The 22,060-nt window shown below is 42.4% G+C and carries 23 protein-coding genes and 2 other annotated features; of the genes, 19 read left to right on the forward strand and 4 right to left on the reverse strand.

The window, feature by feature from the left end; translation table 11 throughout:
• Positions 1–52 precede the first annotated feature (52 nt).
• Both QM874_RS05950 and QM874_RS05955 read right to left on the reverse strand, forming a co-directional pair.
• Complete coding sequence (locus QM874_RS05950; protein WP_414316599.1) at positions 53–439, reverse strand: bleomycin resistance protein; 387 nt, start codon at positions 437–439, stop codon at positions 53–55.
• 11 nt (positions 440–450) lie between these two features.
• A complete protein-coding gene (locus QM874_RS05955) occupies positions 451–1,278 on the reverse strand; it encodes an exodeoxyribonuclease III (protein WP_414316600.1) in 828 nt (275 codons plus the stop codon).
• A gap of 262 nt (positions 1,279–1,540) precedes the next feature.
• Here QM874_RS05955 and QM874_RS05960 point away from each other — a divergent pair, with 262 nt between their 5' ends.
• The 12 genes from QM874_RS05960 to trpA all read left to right on the forward strand — a co-directional run bounded on the left by QM874_RS05960 (position 1,541) and on the right by trpA (position 15,273).
• The gene (locus QM874_RS05960) at positions 1,541–3,286 is read left to right on the forward strand and encodes an ABC transporter ATP-binding protein (protein ID WP_414316601.1); all 1,746 of its coding nucleotides are present in this window, start codon (positions 1,541–1,543) and stop codon (positions 3,284–3,286) included.
• A complete protein-coding gene (locus QM874_RS05965) occupies positions 3,276–5,018 on the forward strand; it encodes an ABC transporter ATP-binding protein (protein ID WP_414316602.1) in 1,743 nt (580 codons plus the stop codon). The genes QM874_RS05960 and QM874_RS05965 overlap by 11 nt, the downstream gene beginning before the upstream one ends.
• A 106-nt stretch (positions 5,019–5,124) precedes the next feature.
• Positions 5,125–5,817: a sugar transferase gene (locus tag QM874_RS05970; RefSeq protein ID WP_414316603.1), complete on the forward strand. Its 693-nt coding sequence runs from the start codon at positions 5,125–5,127 to the stop codon at positions 5,815–5,817.
• A gap of 38 nt (positions 5,818–5,855) precedes the next feature.
• A complete protein-coding gene (locus tag QM874_RS05975; RefSeq protein ID WP_414316604.1) occupies positions 5,856–7,082 on the forward strand; it encodes a DegT/DnrJ/EryC1/StrS family aminotransferase in 1,227 nt (408 codons plus the stop codon).
• A 60-nt stretch (positions 7,083–7,142) separates the two neighbouring features.
• Positions 7,143–7,374: a binding site (T-box leader), on the forward strand.
• A gap of 161 nt (positions 7,375–7,535) precedes the next feature.
• On the forward strand, positions 7,536–8,714 hold the full coding sequence (trpB, locus tag QM874_RS05980; protein WP_414316605.1) for a tryptophan synthase subunit beta: 1,179 nt from the start codon (positions 7,536–7,538) through the stop codon (positions 8,712–8,714).
• Positions 8,705–8,936 (forward strand) — a binding site (T-box leader). It overlaps the preceding gene by 10 nt.
• Positions 8,937–9,007: 71 nt before the next feature.
• Complete coding sequence (gene trpE / locus QM874_RS05985; protein WP_414316606.1) at positions 9,008–10,369, forward strand: anthranilate synthase component I; 1,362 nt, start codon at positions 9,008–9,010, stop codon at positions 10,367–10,369.
• Positions 10,366–10,932, forward strand: coding sequence for an aminodeoxychorismate/anthranilate synthase component II (locus QM874_RS05990; RefSeq protein WP_414316607.1), 567 nt, complete (start codon positions 10,366–10,368; stop codon positions 10,930–10,932). Before trpE ends, QM874_RS05990 begins: the two co-directional genes overlap by 4 nt.
• A 10-nt stretch (positions 10,933–10,942) precedes the next feature.
• Positions 10,943–11,947 carry an anthranilate phosphoribosyltransferase gene (gene trpD, locus QM874_RS05995; protein WP_036759294.1) on the forward strand — a complete coding sequence of 335 codons (1,005 nt, stop codon included), beginning with the start codon at positions 10,943–10,945 and terminating at the stop codon, positions 11,945–11,947.
• A complete protein-coding gene (trpC, locus tag QM874_RS06000; protein WP_414316608.1) occupies positions 11,944–12,711 on the forward strand; it encodes an indole-3-glycerol phosphate synthase TrpC in 768 nt (255 codons plus the stop codon). Before trpD ends, trpC begins: the two co-directional genes overlap by 4 nt.
• A complete protein-coding gene (locus QM874_RS06005) occupies positions 12,698–13,297 on the forward strand; it encodes a phosphoribosylanthranilate isomerase (RefSeq protein WP_414316609.1) in 600 nt (199 codons plus the stop codon). Before trpC ends, QM874_RS06005 begins: the two co-directional genes overlap by 14 nt.
• Positions 13,275–14,498 carry a tryptophan synthase subunit beta gene (gene trpB / locus QM874_RS06010; protein ID WP_414316610.1) on the forward strand — a complete coding sequence of 408 codons (1,224 nt, stop codon included), beginning with the start codon at positions 13,275–13,277 and terminating at the stop codon, positions 14,496–14,498. Before QM874_RS06005 ends, trpB (QM874_RS06010) begins: the two co-directional genes overlap by 23 nt.
• On the forward strand, positions 14,491–15,273 hold the full coding sequence (gene trpA / locus QM874_RS06015) for a tryptophan synthase subunit alpha (protein WP_414316611.1): 783 nt from the start codon (positions 14,491–14,493) through the stop codon (positions 15,271–15,273). The genes trpB (QM874_RS06010) and trpA overlap by 8 nt, the downstream gene beginning before the upstream one ends.
• On the opposite strand, the gene QM874_RS06020 is transcribed toward trpA, so the two are convergent.
• The gene (locus QM874_RS06020) at positions 15,245–15,904 is read right to left on the reverse strand and encodes a prepilin peptidase (RefSeq protein WP_414316612.1); all 660 of its coding nucleotides are present in this window, start codon (positions 15,902–15,904) and stop codon (positions 15,245–15,247) included. The two genes, trpA and QM874_RS06020, sit on opposite strands and share 29 nt — an antisense overlap.
• Before the next feature lie 70 nt (positions 15,905–15,974).
• On the opposite strand from QM874_RS06020, the gene QM874_RS06025 reads away from it, so the two are divergent.
• The 6 genes from QM874_RS06025 (at position 15,975) to QM874_RS06050 (ending at position 19,137) form a co-directional block, all read left to right on the forward strand.
• Positions 15,975–16,430 carry a GNAT family N-acetyltransferase gene (locus QM874_RS06025; protein ID WP_414316613.1) on the forward strand — a complete coding sequence of 152 codons (456 nt, stop codon included), beginning with the start codon at positions 15,975–15,977 and terminating at the stop codon, positions 16,428–16,430.
• 85 nt (positions 16,431–16,515) lie between these two features.
• On the forward strand, positions 16,516–17,265 hold the full coding sequence (truA, locus tag QM874_RS06030) for a tRNA pseudouridine(38-40) synthase TruA (protein WP_414316614.1): 750 nt from the start codon (positions 16,516–16,518) through the stop codon (positions 17,263–17,265).
• Complete coding sequence (locus QM874_RS06035) at positions 17,255–18,028, forward strand: bifunctional hydroxymethylpyrimidine kinase/phosphomethylpyrimidine kinase (protein WP_414316615.1); 774 nt, start codon at positions 17,255–17,257, stop codon at positions 18,026–18,028. Before truA ends, QM874_RS06035 begins: the two co-directional genes overlap by 11 nt.
• On the forward strand, positions 18,006–18,473 hold the full coding sequence (locus QM874_RS06040; RefSeq protein WP_414316616.1) for an ECF transporter S component: 468 nt from the start codon (positions 18,006–18,008) through the stop codon (positions 18,471–18,473). Before QM874_RS06035 ends, QM874_RS06040 begins: the two co-directional genes overlap by 23 nt.
• A 50-nt stretch (positions 18,474–18,523) precedes the next feature.
• Positions 18,524–18,748 carry a YqgQ family protein gene (locus QM874_RS06045; protein ID WP_414316617.1) on the forward strand — a complete coding sequence of 75 codons (225 nt, stop codon included), beginning with the start codon at positions 18,524–18,526 and terminating at the stop codon, positions 18,746–18,748.
• Positions 18,749–18,753: 5 nt separating this feature from the next.
• Positions 18,754–19,137: a rhodanese-like domain-containing protein gene (locus QM874_RS06050; RefSeq protein ID WP_075229335.1), complete on the forward strand. Its 384-nt coding sequence runs from the start codon at positions 18,754–18,756 to the stop codon at positions 19,135–19,137.
• 180 nt (positions 19,138–19,317) lie between these two features.
• Here QM874_RS06050 and QM874_RS06055 read toward each other — a convergent pair whose 3' ends face one another.
• A complete protein-coding gene (locus tag QM874_RS06055; protein ID WP_414316618.1) occupies positions 19,318–20,043 on the reverse strand; it encodes a pseudouridine synthase in 726 nt (241 codons plus the stop codon).
• Positions 20,044–20,204: 161 nt separating this feature from the next.
• Between QM874_RS06055 and typA the strand changes: the two genes are divergently transcribed.
• Positions 20,205–22,046 (forward strand): translational GTPase TypA, encoded by a 1,842-nt coding sequence (gene typA / locus QM874_RS06060; protein ID WP_414316619.1) that lies wholly within the window; start codon positions 20,205–20,207, stop codon positions 22,044–22,046.
• Positions 22,047–22,060 lie beyond the last annotated feature (14 nt).

Consider the following 22,060-nt stretch of genomic DNA (forward strand, 5'->3'; position numbering starts at 1 on the left):
TCTGTCAATTCATGTTTACCTACTGAAAAAGAGACTATCAGCCTCATTTTTCTTATTCACTAAATCTTAAAAAATAGCCATCTGGGTCTAGAACTGCAAATTCATGAGGGTAGATATATTGTTCACCAACTCGAAATTCTCTTTTAGTCAAAGGACGATGAATAGGATAGTTAGACTCGATTACTTTCTGATGGAGACTAGGAACATCCTTTATGCCAAAGGAGATATTGACTCCACGACCAAAGGGGAAGTTTAGTTCAGCTAGTTCCTCCTTACTCCCCTCCTCTAGCATGAGCTGGCAATCTTCAAGAGACAGGAAGAGAAATTTTTCCTCTGGACGCTCGTATTCGACAGAGAATCCCAATAAGTCGCAGTAGAAGTGACGCGATTTCTCGATATCCGATACGACAAATTCAGGGATGACAGCTTGATAGTCCATTCGTTTTCTCCTTAGAAATCAATCTCCATGACAATCGGTGTATGGTCTTGGCGTGCGCCTGAGTCAATCATGTCTGACTTGGTAACCTTGTCTGCTACACGGTTACTTGTGAGCCAGTAGTCGATTCTCCAGCCTGTGTTGTTGATTTTTGAAGTCTTGCTGCGTTGTGCCCACCAAGTGTAGCGTTCTGGCACATCGCCATGGATATGGCGGAAGGTATCTGTAAATCCTTTGGCTAAAAGGTTTGTAAATCCTTCACGTTCTTCGTCTGTAAATCCTGGTGAACGACGGTTGCTGGCTGGGTTGGCAAGGTCAATTTCCTTGTGGGCAACATTGTAGTCTCCGGTTGCTAGGACAGGTTTTTGTTTGTCTAGTTCAGCCAAATATTCTGCATATTTGACATCCCAGACTTGACGTTCTTCCAAGCGTTTGAGGCCATCACCAGCGTTTGGTGTGTAAACTTGAGTCACGAAAAATGTATCAAATTCTAGGGTAATGATGCGTCCTTCCGAGTCCATAGTAGAAGGGGCACCGATTTCTGGGAAGCTGATAGTTGGAGTTAGTTCTTTCTTATAGAGGAACATAGTTCCAGCATAGCCTTTTCGAGCAGGTTCTTGAGAGGAACGCCAAGTATTTTCATATCCAGGGAAGAGTTCTTCTAACACCTCGAGATGTTTTTTAGTAGGCCCTGTAGCTGAAAGCTTGGTTTCCTGGATGGCAATGATATCAGCATTTTCAGCAACCAAGGTTTGGAGGACGTCTTGTGACAATTTCGCACGCGCAGAATCACTTGTCAATGCTGCATTTAGGGAATCAATATTCCATGAGATCAGTTTCATAATGTTTACCTTTTCATTCAGATTATAGACAATATTATACCAGAAAAAGAAGTATTTCCCCAGTGTATAGTTTGAAAAATCCAGGTCATTCCTATATAATAAAGAATGATTCATGTAAAAGATTGAAAATAAATGAAATGTTACTCCTATGAATATCTTTATCGCTGAGTATGACAAGGGTCAACTAAGTGTCGTCACCTATGAATAAGAAAAACCTGGGGTTCATGCCTCAGGTTTCCATTTGTCATTAGAAAGGAATTTTATGTCTATTATCCAAAAACTCTGGTGGTTTTTTAAGTTAGAAAAACGTCGTTACCTCGTTGGAATTGTGGCTCTAGTCTTGGTTTCTGTGCTCAACCTCATCCCACCGATGGTTATGGGGCGCGTAATTGATGCCATTACTTCAGGACGATTAACACAGGATGAGCTCTTGCTTCATCTCTTTTATCTCCTGCTCGCTGCTTTCGGGATGTACTATCTGCGTTACGTTTGGCGCATGTATATCCTAGGAACCTCCTACCGACTGGGACAAATCATGCGTTCAAGACTATTTGAGCACTTTACAAAAATGTCGCCTGCTTTTTATCAGAATTATCGAACAGGGGATTTGATGGCTCACGCAACCAATGATATCAATGCTCTGACTCGTCTAGCCGGTGGAGGTGTCATGTCGGCGGTGGATGCCTCGATCACAGCCTTGGTGACTTTACTAACCATGCTCTTTAGCATCTCGTGGCAGATGACCTTGGTTGCTATTCTTCCCTTGCCATTTATGGCCTATGCGACTAGTCGTTTGGGGAGAAAGACCCATAAGGCTTTCGGAGAATCACAAGCAGCCTTTTCTGAACTCAACAATAAGGTTCAGGAGTCTGTATCAGGTATTAAGGTAACCAAGTCCTTTGGTTATCAGTCTGATGAATTGGCATCTTTCCAGGAAGTTAATGATTTGACCTTCCAAAAGAATCTGCAAACCATGAAATATGATAGCCTCTTTGACCCGATGGTTTTGCTCTTTGTTGGTTCTTCTTATGCCTTAACTCTCTTAGTCGGTGCCTTTATGGTGCAAGCGGGACAGGTAACCGTCGGGAATCTGGTCACCTTTATCTCTTACTTGGATATGTTGGTCTGGCCTTTGATGGCGATTGGTTTCCTCTTTAATATCACTCAAAGAGGGAAAGTTTCTTACCACCGTATCGAAAGTCTATTGTCCCAAGAGTCACCTGTCAAAGATCCAGAATCTCCACTTGACGGGATTGAAAACGGGCGTTTGGACTATGCTATTGATAGTTTTGCCTTTGAAGACGAGGAGACGCTGAATGATATTCATTTTAGCCTCGAAAAAGGGCAAACTTTAGGCTTGGTTGGACAAACTGGTTCAGGCAAAACTGCTTTGATTAAGTTGCTCCTACGTGAGTATGATGTTGACCAAGGAACCATTTATCTAAATGGCCATGACATTCGTGACTATAGACTAGCTGACTTACGTAGTTTGATTGGTTACGTCCCACAGGACCAATTTCTCTTTGCTAGCTCTATCCTAGATAATATCCGCTTTGGAAATCCCGACTTACCTTTCTCAGCAGTAGAAGAAGCGACAAAGTTGGCTCAAGTCTATCAAGACATTCAAGCCATGCCTGAGGGATTTGATACAGTTATCGGGGAAAAAGGTGTTAGTCTATCTGGTGGACAAAAGCAACGTCTGGCTATGAGTCGGGCTATGATTTTAAATCCTGATATCTTGATTTTAGATGATTCTTTGTCAGCTGTGGATGCTAAGACAGAGTTCGCAATCATCGATAATCTCAAGGAAACTCGCAAAGATAAAACGACTATCATCACTGCCCATCGTCTCAGTGCAGTTGTTCACGCAGATTTGATTTTGGTCATGCAGGATGGTCGCATCATTGAACGAGGTAGGCATGAAGACTTACTAGCCTTGGATGGTTGGTATGCCCAAACCTACCAGTCTCAACAGTTAGAAATGAAAGGGGAAGAAGATGCGCAATAAACAAGAACAATGGGCTGTATTGAAACGCTTGTTGTCCTATCTTAAGCCTTATGGACTCCTCACCTTTTTAGCCCTTGCTTTTCTCCTCGCGACGACTGTTGTTAAGAGTGTTATCCCCTTGGTAGCTTCGCACTTTATCGACCAGTATCTAAACAATCTCAATCAGCTTGCTGTTACAGTTTTGCTAGTTTACTATGGTCTCTACATTTTTCAAACTATTGTCCAATATGTGGGGAATCTCCTTTTTGCGCGCGTGTCCTACAGCATCGTTAGAGATATCCGACGTGATGCCTTTGCCAATATGGAGAAGCTAGGCATGTCTTACTTTGATAAAACGCCTGCAGGCTCTATTGTCTCTCGTTTGACAAATGACACCGAGACTATCAGTGATATGTTTTCGGGAATCTTATCTAGCTTTATCTCGGCAGTCTTTATATTCGTGACGACCCTTTATACCATGTTAGTTCTGGACTATCGTCTGACTGCTTTAGTCTTGCTCTTCCTGCCTTTGATTTTCCTTTTGGTCAATCTCTACCGTAAAAAATCGGTCAAGGTCATTGAAAAAACCAGAAGTCTACTGTCAGATATTAACAGTAAGCTGGCAGAAAATATCGAAGGAATTCGTATTATTCAAGCCTTTAACCAAGAAAAACGCCTACAAGAAGAGTTTGATGAGATAAACCAGGAACACCTAGTCTACGCTAACCGTTCAGTGGCCTTGGATTCTCTCTTTTTGCGTCCAGCTATGAGTTTGTTGAAGCTGTTGGGATATGCGGTTTTGATGGCTTATTTTGGCTATCGAGGACTTTATCTAGGAATAACGGCAGGAACTATGTATGCCTTTATCCAGTACATCAACCGTCTCTTTGATCCCCTCATCGAGGTGACACAGAACTTTTCTACCCTTCAGACATCCATGGTGTCAGCAGGTCGTGTCTTTGCACTGATCGATGAGTCCAACTATGAACCGGTCCAAGAAAATGGCCAATCCAAGATTCAAGAAGGGAATATCCGCTTTGAACATGTGTCCTTCTCCTATGATGGGGAACACCAAATTCTCGATGATATTTCCTTTACTGTCAATAAAGGTGAAACTATTGCCTTTGTCGGACATACAGGATCAGGAAAATCTTCTATCATCAATGTTCTGATGCGCTTTTATGAATTTCAGTCAGGTCAGGTTCTCCTAGATGGTGTGGATATTCGTAAGTATAGTCAGGATGAGCTGAGAAAAAATATCGGTTTGGTTCTACAGGACCCCTTTCTCTATCATGGGACCATTAAGTCCAATATCGCTATGTACCAAGATATCAGCGATGACCAAGTCAAGGCTGCTGCAGAATTTGTCGATGCAGATTCCTTCATTCAGGATCTTCCTTTAGGTTATGATGCTCCTGTATCTGAGCGTGGTTCGAGTTTTTCAACTGGTCAACGTCAGCTACTGGCCTTTGCTAGAACGGTTGCCAGTCAACCGAAAATTCTGATTTTGGATGAAGCGACAGCTAATATTGACTCTGAAACAGAATCCCTGGTTCAAAATTCTCTAGCTAAAATGAGACAGGGCCGGACAACCATTGCCATCGCCCATCGTCTCTCTACTATCCAAGATGCCAACTGTATCTATGTCCTTGATAAGGGACGTATTATTGAGAGTGGAACCCATGAGGAACTTTTAGCCTTGGGTGGAACCTATCACAAGATGTATAGTTTGCAGGCAGGTGCTCTTTCCTAGGGAAGAATTCCTTTAAAATACATATTTCTTGCACTGCCTCTTTCATTTTGTGGTATAATGTAGAATGTTGATAAAGATTACATATTAAAAACAGAGGAGAATGTGCATGCTGAAATGGGATGAACTACCTCAAGAAATGCAATTAAGTGAGGTAAAACCATACTACCAGCTTGTTTCTAAAAGAAAAGGCTCTCTGATTCTCAAGCGCTGTCTAGATTTGTTTCTAGCCTTGATCTTGTTAATCTTGACCTCACCTGTATTTCTGATTCTAAGCATTTGGATCAAGCTAGATAGTAAGGGTCCAGTTATTTACAAGCAGGTGAGGGTAACCCAGTACAACCGACATTTCAAGATTTGGAAATTCCGTACCATGGTGACCGATGCGGACAAGAAAGGAAGTCTAGTAACTTCTGCCAATGACAGCCGTATCACTAAGGTTGGAAATTTCATTCGACGTGTTCGTTTGGATGAACTTCCGCAATTGGTCAATGTTCTCAAAGGAGAGATGTCCTTTGTGGGAACTCGTCCAGAAGTACCACGTTATACAGAGCAGTACAGCCCGGAAATGATGGCTACCTTGCTCTTGCCAGCAGGGATTACATCGCTTGCCAGCATTAACTATAAGGACGAGGATGCCATCATCAGTCAAATGACTGCAAAAGGTATGACGGTCGACCAGGCTTATGTCGAAAGAGTCCTTCCAGAAAAGATGCACTATAATCTAGCCTACCTACGTGATTTTAATTTCTTCGGAGATATCAAGATCATGTTCCAGACTGTATTTGAAGTTTTAAAATAAGTAGTCGCAAGATTGAAACCGATCAAAGGAGTAAAACAATGATAAAGTATAATATTCCATTTTCACCACCCGATATTACCGAAGCTGAAATTGTTGAGGTAGCTGATACCCTTCGTTCAGGATGGATCACAACAGGTCCAAAGACAAAAGAACTAGAACGTCGTCTGTCTCTCTATACTCAGACACCTAAAACAGTCTGCCTCAACTCTGCAACAGCAGCTCTTGAATTAATCTTGCGCGTGCTTGAAGTGGGTCCTGGCGATGAAGTTATCGTTCCGGCTATGACTTATACAGCATCATGTAGCGTTATCACTCACGTCGGTGCGACACCAGTGATGGTTGATATCCAAGATGATACCTTTGAAATGGACTATGACAAGCTTGAGCAAGCGATTACTGAGAAGACAAAGGTTATCATCCCAGTAGAACTTGCAGGGATTATCTGTGACTATGACCGTTTGTTCCAAGTTGTTGAGAAGAAACGTGACCTCTTTACAGCTAGTAGCAAGTGGCAAAAGGCCTTTAACCGTATTGTGATTGTCTCTGATAGTGCTCATGCTTTGGGTTCAACCTATAAAGGACAACCAGCTGGTTCCATTGCAGACTTTACATCATTCTCTTTCCACGCAGTCAAGAATTTTACAACTGCTGAGGGCGGAAGTGCGACTTGGAAAGTTAATCCAGCGATTGACGATGAAGAAATGTATAAAGAATTCCAGATTCTTTCCCTTCATGGTCAAACAAAGGATGCCCTTGCCAAGATGCAACTGGGTTCATGGGAATACGATATCGTTACACCGGCCTACAAGTGCAATATGACGGATATCATGGCTTCGATTGGTTTGGTACAATTGGATCGTTACCCAGCTTTGCTACAACGTCGTAAGGACATCGTGGACCGCTATGATCGTGGTTTTGTGGGTACTCGTATTCATCCATTGGCGCATGAGACAGATACAGTAGAATCTTGTCGTCACCTCTACATTACCCATGTAGAAGGAGCAAGTCTCGAACAACGCAACCAAATCATTCAAGAATTGGCCAAGGCAGGAATTGCAAGTAATGTTCACTACAAACCGCTTCCTCTTTTGACAGCCTATAAGGATCTAGGATTTGACATGGCTGATTATCCACGAGCTTATGCTTTCTTTGTAAATGAAATTACACTACCACTTCACACGAAATTAACGGATGAAGAAGTAGATTATATCATCGAAACTTTTGTCAGAGTTTCTGAAGAAGTTCTAGGCGCTTCAGAAAAATAATTAAAAAAATTAGTAAAAAATTAGTGAAAACGGTTGACAAAGAAAAAACAATAACATATAATTAACTCAACAAATCAGAAAAGTAATTATTTCTGATCTTCAGGGAGCCTGTGGTTACTGTGAACAGGTGGTTGGAACTAGTGAAATTGGGCTGATTTGAAAAAATGAATTTGAAACAATGAAAATTCGGTGCGCACACCTTACAGTGCAACTTGTTGTTAGACAAGGCAGAGATGTAAAGGGGATAGTCTCTTTACAATTGAGGTGGTACCGCGTTACAAACGCCCTCACATGGAGTTTAATTCTGTGTGTGGGCTTTTTTCTTTCGGTCATTTTGTTTTTCTTTTATTAGGGCGTTAAGTCACTTTGATGAACTTAAGTTCTATCTGCAGCTCCTTGCCTACTACTAAAAGCAAACAAAAAGCCGAATTAATATAGAAAGAGGAAAATTTTATGACAACTAAAGGTTATTTTGGACAATTTGGTGGTAGTTTTGTACCGGAGCCGATTCAGGCTTTGTTGGATGAGTTGGAAGTGACATTTGACAAGTACAAGGATGATCCAGAGTTTTTGGCAGAATTTCGCCATTACTTAAAGGACTATTCAGGTCGCGAAACACCGCTTTACTATGCAGAGAGCTTGACAGATCATTTAGGTGGAGCTAAGATTTATCTCAAACGTGAAGACCTGAACCACCTTGGATCTCACAAACTTAATAATGTTTTGGGACAAATACTTCTAGCAAAACGCATGGGTAAAAAACGTGTCATTGCTGAGACAGGAGCTGGCCAGCACGGTGTTGCGACTGCGGCAGCTGCAGCCAAATTTGGTATGGCATGTGATGTCTACATGGGGGCAGAAGATGTGGAGCGTCAACGTCTCAATGTCTTCCGCATGGAGATGATGGGAGCAACTGTTCACGCAGTTGAAACTGGTACTCGTACCCTCAAGGATGCGGTTGATGCAGCCTTTGGAGCATGGATGAATGACCTTGAAGCCTTCTACGTTTTAGGTTCTGCTGTTGGACCTCACCCTTATCCAACCATTGTTCATGAATTCCAGAAAGTTATTAGTGAAGAATCTCGTCGTCAAATCTTGGGAAAAGAAGGACGACTGCCAGACTACGTCATTGCCTGTGTGGGCGGTGGTTCCAATGCCATCGGAGCTTTCTCACAGTATGTAGCTGATGAAGAAGTCAAATTGGTTGGGGTAGAAGCTGCTGGTCATGGACTTGACACAGACAAGCACGCAGCAACTATGACCAAGGGTAGTGTCGGAATTGTCGATGGAATGAAGACCTATGCAGTCTTTAAGGAAGATGGAGAGCTCGCGCCAGTTTACTCTATCTCAGCAGGTTTGGACTATCCAGGGGTCGGTCCAGAACATGCCTTCTTTAAAGACTCTGGTCGAGTAGAATATGTAGCAGCGACCGACGAAGAAGCTGTCCAAGCCTTGCTTTTATTAAGCAAAACAGAAGGAATTATCCCTGCAATTGAAAGCTCACATGCTATCGCTGAAGCAGTCAAACGCGCACCAAAACTAAGTAAAGATGAGATTATCATCATCAATGTCTCTGGTCGTGGAGACAAGGACGTAGCTGCCATTGCAGACTACCTTGAAGCTAAAAAATAAAAGATGGAAAATATACAGAGATTTCTCTCACAGAGAGCTTGTGGTTGCTGAAAACAAGCAGAGAAAGCTGTAAGGTTGGGTCCATCTGAAATGAGAGAAGAAAACATAATTCTCAAGGGAGTGCCCTTTATCGCACAACCTGTTACAGGAGCTATCTGAGACAGGAATGAGAGATAGGAGAAATCCTATAATTGAGGTGGCACCGCGAATTTCGTCCTCACGCAAGTTATTTTGCGTGGGGATTTTTTGTAGAATCAACACAGGATTTAAGAAGAACTGAAAGGGAAATTACAATGGAACGAATCATTCATGGAGATGTTTTATCACCAATCTTGGCTTATATGCGTTTGAACGGAGAACACAAGGTCATACTTGAAAGTATCCCAAGAGAAAAAGAAAATGCTCGATTTTCTATCTTAGCCTATAACCCAGTTTTTGAGATTAAGTTTGAAAATGGAGTCCTTTATCAAAATGGTCAGGTGATTGATCGTGATCCTTTGGATTTCCTTTATGAGGTGACTCATAAGAGTCAGCACCATTCAGACCTACCTTTTGGTGGTGGAGCTATTGGCTTTGTCGGCTACGATATGATTTCTCTCTATGAAGAAATTGGCCAACTCCCTGAGGATACGATTGGGACACCAGATATGCATTTCTTCGTATATGAGAGTTATATAGTTTTTGACCATAAGAAAGAAAAAATTCATATCATTGAGGATGCTCTCTACAGTGAACGTAGTAATGAAGAACTAGAAGTGGCTTTAGATCAGGTTTTAGAAGAGTTGAAAATCCCTGCTCCAAATGAATTTGAAGATTTGGACGTTTCTCCACTTCAGTTTAGACCACATATTGCACCTCAGAAATTTGAAGAAATGGTAGAAACAGCTCGCGACTTGATTCGCAACGGAGATATGTTCCAATGTGTGCTCAGTCAGCGCTTCTCCGCAGAAGTAACTGGAAATCCTTTTGACTTCTACAGAAATCTCCGAGTGACCAATCCATCAAATTACCTCTACTTTTATGACTTTGGAAATTATCAAATCATCGGTGCCAGTCCAGAGAGCTTGGTTTCCGTCAAGAATGGCATTGTGACAACCAATCCAATTGCAGGTACGCGACCTAGAGGTGCCAATGACGAGGAAGATGCGACCTTAGCAAATGATCTACTTTCTGATGAAAAGGAAACGGCAGAACACCGAATGTTGGTGGATTTGGGACGAAATGATATCGGTAGAATTGCTGAAATAGCAAGTGTCCAAGTAACCAAGTATATGGAAGTCGAACTTTTCCGCTATGTCATGCATTTGACCAGCGTGGTTAAGGGACATTTATTACCAGAACTGACTGCCATGGATGCCTTGAAGGCAACACTTCCGGCAGGAACAGTATCGGGGGCACCAAAGATTCGAGCCATGAAACGCATCTATGAATTAGAAACAGAGAAACGAGGCGTATATGCAGGAGCTATCGGTTACCTATCAGCAACTGGAGATATGGATTTCGCCATTGCAATTCGAACCATGATTCTAAAAAACCAAACAGCCTACGTACAGGCTGGTGCAGGAATTGTTTATGATTCCATCGCTCAGAACGAATACCAAGAAACCATTAACAAAGCTAAATCTATGACTAGAATGGGAGAACTAAGACCATGATCTTATTGATTGACAATTATGATTCATTTACCTATAACCTGGCTCAATACATCGGGAATTTCGCAGAAGTTCAGGTTTTGAGAAATGATGACCCACATCTTTATGAAGAAGCTACAAAGGCAGATGGATTAGTTTTCTCTCCTGGTCCGGGTTGGCCAGCTGATGCTGGGAAAATGGAAGAAATGATTCGTGATTTTGCTGGTAAGAAACCTATTCTAGGGATTTGTTTGGGGCACCAAGCCATTGCAGAAGTCTTTGGTGGTAAGTTGGGCTTGGCTCCTAAAGTTATGCACGGAAAACAAAGCCAGATTCGATTTGAGACTCCATCAGTTCTCTATCAAGGAATTGAGGACAATCGTCCAGTCATGCGTTACCACAGTATTTTAATTGAAGAGATGCCAGAAGAGTTTGAAGTGACAGCTCGTTCGACAGATGACCAAGCTATTATGGGGATTCAACACAAAACCTTGCCGATTTATGGCTTGCAGTATCATCCAGAAAGTATTGGAACGCCAGATGGCCTATCTTCTATTCAGAATTTTATCGAGAAAGTTGTAAAGTGAGGTACACAAAATGAAAGAAATTATTGAAAAATTAGCAAACTTTGAAGATCTATCAAGTGTTGAGATGACAGATGTTATCGAACGCATCGTGACAGGGCGAGTGACAGAAGCACAAATCGCTTCACTACTTTTAGCTCTTAAAATGAAGGGAGAAACACCTGAAGAAAGAACAGCTCTCGCTCAAGTCATGAGAGGACATGCTCAACACATTCCAACAAATATTCAAGATGCTATGGATAACTGTGGTACAGGTGGAGATAAGTCATTTAGCTTTAACATCTCAACAACTGCAGCCTTTGTCTTAGCAGGTGGAGGAATCCATATGGCTAAACATGGTAATCGTTCAATTTCCTCTAAATCTGGGTCAGCAGATGTCTTGCAAGCTTTGGGAATCAATATTGATCTCAAACCATCACAACTGGGTAAGGTATTTGACCAAACAGGAATCGTCTTTCTCTTTGCCAAAAACATGCACCCAGCCATGAAATACATTATGCCAGCTCGCTTGGAATTGGGAATTCCAACCATCATGAATTTGACAGGACCGCTCATCCATCCAATGGTTTTGGAAACACAGCTTCTAGGAATCAGTCGTCCTGAACTTCTGGAAAGTACTGCTCAGGTTTTGAAAAACATGGGTCGCAAACGTGCCATTGTAGTAGCTGGTCCAGAAGGGTTGGATGAAGCTGGTTTGAATGGAACTACCAGCATTGCCCTTCTTGAAAATGGAGAAATTACTTTATCAACCTTTACTCCAGAAGATTTGGGAATGGAACGCATTGCTATTGAAGACATTCGTGGGGGAAATGCTCATGAGAATGCAGCCATCCTTGTCAGTGTTCTTAATAACGAACCAAGTCCATTCTTGGAAACAACAGTCTTAAATGCAGGTCTCGGTTTCTATGCCAATGGTAAAGCAGACAGTATCAAGGACGGAGTTGAATTGGCACGTCAAGTGATTGCTAGTGGTAAGGCCCTTGAAAAACTCAGACTATTACAGGAGTATCAAAGATGAGTCAGGAATTTTTATCACGTATCCTAGAGCAAAAGGCGCGCGAAGTTGAAAAGATGGAGCGAGAGGAGCTTCAATCCTTGCGTCAAACTTATCGGTTGAGTGAATATTTAAAAAATCACCAAGACCGTTTGCAAATCATTGCTGAGGTCAAAAAGGCAAGTCCAAGTCTAGGTGATATCAATCTCGATGTGGATATCGTACAACAGGCCCAGACTTACGAGGCTAACGGCGCGGTTATGATTTCTGTTCTGACAGATGAGGTTTTCTTTAAAGGTCATTTGGATTATCTGCGAGAGATTTCCAGTCAGGTACAGACCCCGACACTGAATAAGGATTTTATTATCGATGAAAAGCAAATCATCCGTGCTCGCAATGCAGGTGCGACCGTCATCTTGCTCATCGTAGCGGCCTTATCTGAAAAACGACTGAAGGAGCTTTATGACTACGCGACAGAACTGGGTCTAGAAGTTTTGGTGGAAACTCATAATCTGGCTGAACTGGAAGTAGCTCATAGACTTGGAGCTCAAATTATTGGTGTCAACAATCGCAATTTAACAACCTTTGAAGTTGACTTGCAGACCAGCGTAGACTTGGCCAAACACTTTAAGGATGATTGCTTCTACATTTCCGAATCTGCTATTTTTACAGAGGAGGATGCAAAACGAGTAGCACCATACTTTAACGGAATTTTAGTAGGAACAGCCCTCATGCAGGCAGAAGATGTAGCCCAGAGAATCAAGGAGTTGCAGATTGACAAAGGTTAAGATTTGTGGACTATCGACCAAAGAAGCCGTAAAAACAGCTGTGTCGGCTGGAGCAGACTACATTGGTTTTGTCTTTGCTCCTAGCAAAAGACAGGTGACCGTAGAACAAGCCACAGAGCTGGCTAAGTTTATTCCTAGCCATATTCAAAAAGTTGGTGTATTTGTTTCACCCAGTCGGGCAGAACTGTTAGAAGCGGTAGACAAAGTTGGTTTGGACTTTGTACAAGTTCACGGTAAGGTAGTAGATAAACTATTTGAAAACTTACCTTGTGGCAGCATTCAGGCTGTTCAGGTCGATGAAGGGGGGCATGTACCCAATTCTCAGGCAGATTATCTACTTTTTGATGCTCCTGTGGCAGGGAGTGGACAAACCTTTGACTGGGGGCAACTGGATACGACAGAACTAGCCCAGCCTTTCTTCATCGCAGGCGGGCTAAATGAGGACAATGTAGCAAGAGCGATTCAGCATTTCTCTCCCTTTGCAGTAGATGTATCAAGCGGAGTAGAAACAGACGGACAAAAAGATCATGAAAAGATTAGAAGATTTATAGAGAGGGTAAAGAATGGCATATCAAGAACCAAATAAAGATGGATTTTACGGGAAATTCGGTGGACGTTTTGTCCCAGAAACATTGATGACAGCAGTATTGGAATTGGAAGAGGCTTATCGTGGAAGTCAGGCAGATCCAAGTTTCCAAGAAGAGTTAAACCAACTTTTGCGCCAGTATGTAGGACGTGAAACTCCCCTTTACTACGCAAAAAACTTGACCCAGCATATCGGCGGAGCCAAGATTTACCTCAAACGTGAAGACCTCAACCATACAGGTGCCCACAAGATTAACAATGCCTTGGGACAAGTTCTTCTCGCTAAACGCATGGGCAAAAAGAAAATTATTGCTGAAACAGGTGCCGGTCAACATGGTGTGGCAACTGCAACTGCTGCGGCCCTCTTTAACATGGAATGTACCATCTATATGGGTGAGGAAGATGTTAAACGCCAAGCCCTCAATGTCTTCCGTATGGAACTTTTGGGAGCCAAGGTGGAAGCTGTGACAGATGGATCTCGCGTGCTCAAGGACGCAGTCAATGCAGCCCTTCGTTCATGGGTAGCCAATATCGATGATACCCACTATATCCTTGGTTCTGCCTTGGGGCCTCATCCTTTTCCAGAAATTGTTCGTGACTTCCAAAGTGTTATCGGTCGAGAAGCTAAACAACAGTACCGTGACTTGACAGGGCAAGATTTGCCAGATGCCCTAGTAGCCTGTGTTGGAGGTGGTTCTAATGCTATCGGTCTCTTCCATCCATTTGTGGAAGATGAATCTGTAGCTATGTATGGAGCTGAAGCGGCAGGACTTGGTGTGGATACAGAGCATCACGCAGCTACCTTGACCAAGGGTCGCCCAGGAGTTCTTCACGGTTCTCTCATGGATGTTCTCCAAGATGCCCATGGACAAATCTTAGAAGCCTTCTCTATCTCAGCAGGTTTGGACTACCCAGGTATCGGTCCAGAACATTCTCACTACCACGATATCAAGCGTGCGACCTATGTTCCTGTGACAGATGAGGAAGCCTTGGAAGGCTTCCAACTCTTGTCTCGTGTGGAAGGGATTATCCCAGCGTTGGAGTCTAGTCACGCTATCGCCTTTGCGGTGAAATTAGCCAAAGAACTTGGTCCAGAAAAGTCTATGATTGTCTGTCTATCAGGTCGCGGGGACAAGGATGTAGTTCAAGTCAAAGACCGTTTGGAAGCTGACGCAGCAAAGAAGGGAGAAGCCCATGCCTAAGACACTAACAGAAAAACTGAACGCTATCAAAGCAACTGGAAAGGGAATTTTTGTCCCCTATATCATGGCTGGAGACCACGAAAAAGGGTTGGCTGGTCTCGGTGAAACAATTCACTTTTTAGAAGATTTGGGTGTGTCTGCCATTGAGGTAGGAGTTCCCTTTTCAGACCCAGTTGCAGATGGTCCTGTAATCGAGGAAGCTGGCTTGCGTAGCCTAGCTCACGGGACTTCTACCCAGGCTTTGGTTGAAACTTTGAAAACCATTGAAACAGAAGTTCCACTTGTTATCATGACCTACTTTAACCCCCTCTTTCAGTACGGTGTGGAGAAATTTGTCAAAGACCTTTCTGATACAGCGGTTAAGGGATTGATTATTCCAGACCTGCCTCATGAGCACGCTAACTTTGTAGAGCCCTTTTTGGCAGGTACAGACATTGCTTTGATTCCACTTGTCAGCTTGACGACAGGAATGGGGCGTCAAAAGGAACTCATTGAAGGGGCAGAAGGTTTTGTCTATGCTGTTGCTATCAATGGGGTTACAGGGAAATCAGGAAATTACCGAGATGACTTGGACAAGCACTTGGCTCAACTGCATCAAGTGGCATATATTCCAGTCTTGACAGGATTTGGTGTATCCACACAGGAAGACGTAGAACGATTCAATGCAGTATCAGACGGCGTCATCGTCGGTTCCAAGATTGTTAAGGCTTTACATGAAGGACAAGTAGCAGAAATCGCTGACTTTATCAGACAAGCAGTAGCTTACCAAAAATAATCATACAAGCAGCAAGCAAGAGGAAAGGCACAAAAGGAAGTCTTTCCTTTTTCTTTAGTAGGAGAAAGGTTAGGATACCGGTCGTGGAGGCAAATTGGATTAAAATCAGAATTTCTGTAAGTGTAAAGGCTAGCGAACAAGAAGCCAAAAAGAGAAAATCCCCTGCTCCCATGCGGATGTCGATAAAATGAGCCATGATTCCAAGAATCAAAAAGAAAGCCATGGTTAGATTCCAACTAGAGCAAACCATGAGGATTAAGTGAAAAATCAGCCAGACGAGCAAGGGATATTCCTGATGACGAAAGTCATAAATTCCCAAAGTCAAGCCGGCAGTTATCAAGATGACTTGCCCCAAAGTTAAAAATCCCACAGACTCAGCTAGAAAGAGCAGTCCCAAAGACAACTCAAAGAAAGCATACCAGAATGGATAGCGAACCTTGCAGTAACGACAGCGAAAATTACTAATCACTTGAGAAATAATCGGAATCAAATCCAGTGATTTCAAGCGAGTCTGACAAGAATCACAGTGACTAGCAGGGAAAACAATGGATTGCTCAGGGAAACGATCAATGACAAGACCTATAAAGGAAGCAAGAATAGCTCCTACAAGAAAAAAGTAAAAATGAATCATACTTATTTATTCGGAAAAAATAAGAGAAAGAGTATAATAGTTGGATAAAGGAGAAATTTTAGGAGCAAATATGAAAATTCACTTTGAAAAAGGACTTCAGATAGAAAATGCCCAACTCATTTGTCGCTGGTCTAATGCTTTGGGAGAAAGTTTTCAGAAGCAATGGATGGGACCAATGATTCCTTTTCCCTTGACAATTCAAGTCTTGCAAGATTTGGAAGGAATCTTTTCAATCTTTGATGGACAAGAGTTTGTGGGGCTTATCCAGAAAATCAGGCTAGAAGACAGGAATCTTCATATCGGGAGATTTTTTATCAACCCCCAGAAACAGGGGCAGGGCTTAGGTAGCCAGGCTTTAAGGAAATTTGTCAGTTTGGTCTTTGAAAATGAAGACATAGATACTATTTCTCTAAATGTCTTCGAGGAAAATCAAACAGCTTACAATCTTTACCAAAAAGAAGGATTTGAAATCGTTCAAATGGTTGAAACACCTATACGAAAATACATAATGAGAAGATCTAGATAAAAACTAGATGATACCTAGAACTGTCCCCTTACAATTTTTAATTCTCAAACTTGTTGCAGAGAAATTTTCTTGATAAAATAGATACATGACTAGATATAAAGCTGTAATTTCCTATGATGGCTACGCTTTTGCCGGCTTTCAACGGCAACCTCACGCGCGTAGTGTCCAAGAGGAAATTGAAAAAACTTTAACCAAATTAAATAAAGGACAGGCCATTACCATTCATGGCGCTGGGCGAACGGACAGTGGCGTTCATGCCTTAGGGCAGGTCATCCACTTTGACCTTCCCTATCAGATGGATGAGGAAAAACTTCGTTTTGCTCTCGATACCCAAAGTCCTGAAGATATCGATGTGTTTTCGATTGAGATAGTGGCTGACGATTTTCATTGCCGTTATGCCAAGCATAGCAAGACCTACGAGTTTATCGTGGATAGAGGACGTCCTAAAAATCCCATGCGTCGCCATTATGCGACTCATTATCCCTATCCACTCGATGTGGAGCGGATGCAGCTTGCTGTAAAAAAACTAGAGGGAACACATGACTTTACTGGTTTTACGGCATCAGGTACTAGTGTAGAGGATAAGGTTAGGACGATCACGGAAGCTAGTCTTAGGGTTGATGAAACAGGGCAGTTTTTGACCTTTACATTCTCTGGCAATGGTTTCCTCTATAAGCAGATTCGAAATATGGTTGGAACCCTGCTGAAAATTGGTAACAATCGGATGCCGATTGAACAGATTGACCTCATCTTGGAGAAAAAAGACAGACAGTTGGCAGGTCCAACTGCAGCGCCTAATGGTTTGTATTTGAAGGAGATTCGTTATGAAGAATAATCGTATTTTAGCACTTTCAGGAAATGATATTTTTAGTGGTGGCGGATTGGCAGCTGACCTTGCAACCTATACTTTGAATGGTTTGCATGGATTTGTAGCTATGACTTGTTTAACCGCTTTGACAGAAAATGGTTTTGAGGTCTTTCCGACAGATGAAACTATTTTCCAACAACAGTTGGATAGCCTCAAGAGTGTAGACTTTGGAGGGATTAAGATTGGTCTCTTACCGACTGTTGGTGTTGCTGAAAAAGCTCTTAACTTTATCAAGGAGCGTGCAGGGGTGCCTGTCGTACTAGACCCTGTTCTCGTTTGTAAGGAGACTCACGACGTTGCTGTCAGCGAGCTCTGCCAAGAGTTGATTCGCTTTTTCCCTTATGTATCTGTGATTACTCCTAACCTTCCTGAGGCAGAATTGCTAGCAGACCAAAAGATTGAAACCTTGGATGATATGAAGGCTGCAGCTCAGAAGTTATATGACTTGGGTGCACCAGCAGTCATTATCAAGGGTGGGAATCGCCTCAGTCAGGATAAGGCTGTGGATGTCTTTTATGACGGAGAAAATTACACAATCCTTGAAAATCCAGTCACCCAAGGGCAAAATGCTGGTGCAGGGTGTACCTTTGCATCGAGCATTGCCAGTCAATTAGTACAAGGAGAGGAACTCTTACCAGCAGTAGAAAGTTCTAAAGCTTTTGTTTACCGTGCTATCGCACAAGCAGATCAATATGGAGTGAGACAATATGAAGCAAACCAAAACAACTAAAATCGCCCTAGTATCAATACTGACTGCTCTATCAGTAGTCTTAGGCTATATTGTAAAAATCCCAACTCAAACAGGAATCTTAACTCTTTTAGATGCTGGAATCTTCTTTACCGCTTTTTATTATGGGCGCCGTGAAGGAGCCATTGTTGGAGGATTAGGAGGATTTCTCATTGACCTGATTTCAGGTTATCCTCACTGGATGGTCTTCAGCTTGCTTTTCCATGGTCTGCAGGGGTATTTTGCAGGTTTTAAAGGAAAATGGCAGGGGCTTGGATTAGTTTTGGCGACTATCATCATGGTAGCTGGATATGCATGTGCGACTGCTTGGATGAAAGGTTGGGGGCAAGCCTTGTTAGATGTCCCTCACAATTTGCTACAGAATTTTGTTGGGATGGTTGTCGGCTATCTTATTCATCAGAGTATTAAAAAGATTCGTAAGCAGTAAAAAGGGAATCTTCCTCTGAACTATTGAAAAAACTCTGATTTTTTGCTAAAATGAAAGCTATGAAAACACTCTACGATGTGCAACAATTTCTCAAACAGTTCGGCATTCTTGTCTATATGGGCAAACGTCTTTATGACATTGAACTAATGAAGATAGAACTTTCTCGTATCTATGATGCAGGCTTGATGGACAAGCTGGATTATCTTGAAGCGGAGGCTGTTATTCGCAGAGAGCATAAGTTAGAATTAGACTATTTAGAAAAAAATGGAGATTAGAAATTATGGTAACTTGGGTATTATGGGGACTTATAGTGGCGATGTTGGCATGGATGGGTTACAACTATCTTCGTATTCGCCGTGCGGCAAAAATTGTAGACAATGAAGAGTTTGAGTCTTTGATTCGTACAGGTCAGTTGATTGACTTGCGTGATCCAGCTGACTTCCACAGAAAACATATCCTTGGAGCTCGTAATATCCCTTCAAACCAATTGAAGACAAGTCTTGCAGCTCTTCGCAAGGATAAGCCTGTCCTTCTTTATGAAAATCAGCGTGCGCAACGTGTTACCAATGCAGCACTTTTCTTGAAAAAACAAGGTTTCTCAGAAATCTATATCCTTTCTTACGGCTTGGATTCTTGGACAGGGAAAGTAAAAGTTGAAAAATAAGAAATGGCGGTGGGACAGAAATCGATAGACAAAGTCTCGATTTCGTAGTCCCAGCCCCGCGAGGATGATTAGGAGCTTTCTGGAGTCTAAAAGACGAACAAAAAGTTCAATCAGCAACCGCGTCAAAGTTTGATTGCTAATAAAAAGTGAGGTCGGGATCTTTTGTCCCAACCTCCTTTTTTAACCACTTTTTCTAAGAAAGTCACGAATAATTGCCAATTCTTGTGAGTTTAGATGTCGATAGTCACCTTCTTGAAGATTGTCAAAAAGGCTCCAAGGGCCAAAATGGGTGCGTTTTAGGGCAGTGACCTTGACACCAACAGAGAGGAACATTTTCTTGACCTGATGAAATTTTCCTTCCGAAATGGTGATGGTGGCTTTGCTGACGCCTGGACTTGAAGATAGAATCTCAAGTTGAGCGGGTTTACAAACAGTTCCATCAAGAAAGACAATCCCATCTTTAAACTGCTGGATGTGGTCGGATGTGAGTGGTCCATTGACCTCAACTCGATAAGTTTTATCCACATGATATTGAGGGTGGAGGAGTTGAAAACCTAGAGGACCATTATCTGTTAAGAGGAGGAGTCCTGTCGTATCTCGATCCAGACGACCGATGGCGTAGAGTTGCTCTGACTGGAGATGCTTAGGCAGTAGATCCATGACAGTTGTTAGTAACTTATCCTTGCTTGCAGTCACGACTCCATTTGGTTTATGGAGCATGAGGTAGGTGTGTTCATACCCTTGAATTCTTTTGCCTTGGAAAATCAGTTCTTGCAGTCCTGTATCAACATTCTGTGAAAGGGAAGAAGCTGCTTGTCCATCTACTAAGATTTCTTTTTTTAGAAGAGCTTGTTTCATGCCCTTACGGCTGATTTTTTCTTGGGCTAATAATCTATCTAAACGCATACCAGCCTATCTTATCACAAGTTGATTCTTTTGAAAAGAAAAGGTAAGCAAAGAAATTTTTTTTGAAAACATTTACACTTGCTTGAGTTAAGTCATTTGCCTAAAATTGTGGTATAATCGTTCAGTTAGAAAATAAATTTTTGAATATAACAGAGGAAAACATGACAAAATTAAGAGAAGATATCCGTAACGTAGCCATTATTGCCCACGTTGACCACGGAAAAACAACCCTCGTTGATGAATTGTTGAAACAATCTTCAACTCTTGATGCTCGTACAGAACTAGCTGAACGTGCTATGGACTCAAACGATATTGAAAAAGAGCGTGGAATTACCATCCTTGCTAAGAATACAGCAGTTGCCTACAACGGAACTCGTATCAATATCATGGACACACCAGGACACGCGGACTTCGGTGGAGAAGTTGAACGTATCATGAAAATGGTTGACGGTGTTGTCTTGGTAGTGGATTCTTACGAAGGGACTATGCCCCAAACTCGTTTCGTATTGAAAAAAGCTTTGGAACAAGACCTTGTCCCAATCGTTGTTATTAACAAAATCGACAAACCATCTGCTCGTCCAGCAGAAGTTGTAGATGAAGTTTTGGAACTCTTTATCGAGCTTGGTGCAGATGATGACCAACTTGATTTCCCAGTAGTTTATGCTTCAGCTATCAACGGAACATCTTCCTTGTCAGATGATCCAGCCGACCAAGAAAAGACTATGGCGCCAATCTTTGACACCATTATTGACCACATTCCAGCTCCAATCGATAACTCAGATGAGCCCCTTCAATTCCAAGTGTCTCTTCTTGATTACAATGATTTCGTTGGTCGTATCGGTATCGGACGTGTCTTCCGTGGTACTGTTAAGGTCGGAGACCAAGTTACCCTTTCTAAATTGGATGGTACAACCAAGAACTTCCGTGTTACAAAACTCTTCGGTTTCTTTGGTTTGGAGCGCCGTGAAATCCAAGAAGCTAAGGCTGGTGACTTGATTGCCGTATCAGGTATGGAAGATATCTTTGTCGGTGAAACGATTACTCCAACAGATGCAGTTGAGGCATTGCCAGTTCTTCACATCGATGAGCCAACTCTTCAAATGACCTTCTTGGTCAACAACTCACCATTTGCTGGTCGTGAAGGTAAATGGGTCACTTCCCGTAAGGTTGAAGAGCGCCTTCAAGCTGAGTTGCAAACAGACGTATCTCTTCGTGTTGAACCAACAGATTCACCAGATAAATGGACTGTTTCAGGACGTGGAGAATTGCACTTGTCAATCCTTATCGAAACCATGCGTCGTGAAGGTTATGAACTTCAAGTATCTCGTCCAGAAGTTATCGTAAAAGAAATCGACGGTGTTAAATGTGAACCATTTGAACGCGTGCAAATCGACACCCCAGAAGAATACCAAGGATCTGTTATCCAAAGCCTTTCTGAACGTAAGGGTGAAATGTTGGATATGATTTCAACTGGTAATGGTCAAACTCGTTTGGTCTTCCTTGTTCCTGCACGTGGTTTGATTGGTTACTCAACTGAGTTCTTGTCAATGACTCGTGGTTATGGTATCATGAACCACACCTTTGACCAATACTTGCCATTGATTCCAGGTGAAATTGGTGGTCGTCACCGTGGTGCCCTCGTTTCTATCGATGCTGGTAAGGCAACAACTTACTCAATCATGTCTATCGAAGAACGTGGTACTATCTTTGTCAACCCAGGTACTGAGGTTTACGAAGGAATGATCATCGGTGAAAACTCTCGTGAAAATGACTTGACAGTTAACATCACTAAGGCTAAACAAATGACCAACGTTCGTTCAGCTACTAAGGACCAAACAGCGGTTATCAAGACACCTCGTATCTTGACACTTGAAGAATCACTTGAGTTCTTGAACGACGATGAATACATGGAAGTAACACCAGAGTCTATCCGTTTGCGTAAACAAATCCTTAACAAGGCAGAGCGTGAGAAAGCAAACAAAAAGAAAAAGTCAGCTGAATAAAAGCTAGAAAGAGC

It is taken from the genome of Streptococcus infantis (genome assembly GCF_047463615.1).
Lineage (GTDB): Bacteria > Bacillota > Bacilli > Lactobacillales > Streptococcaceae > Streptococcus > Streptococcus infantis_X.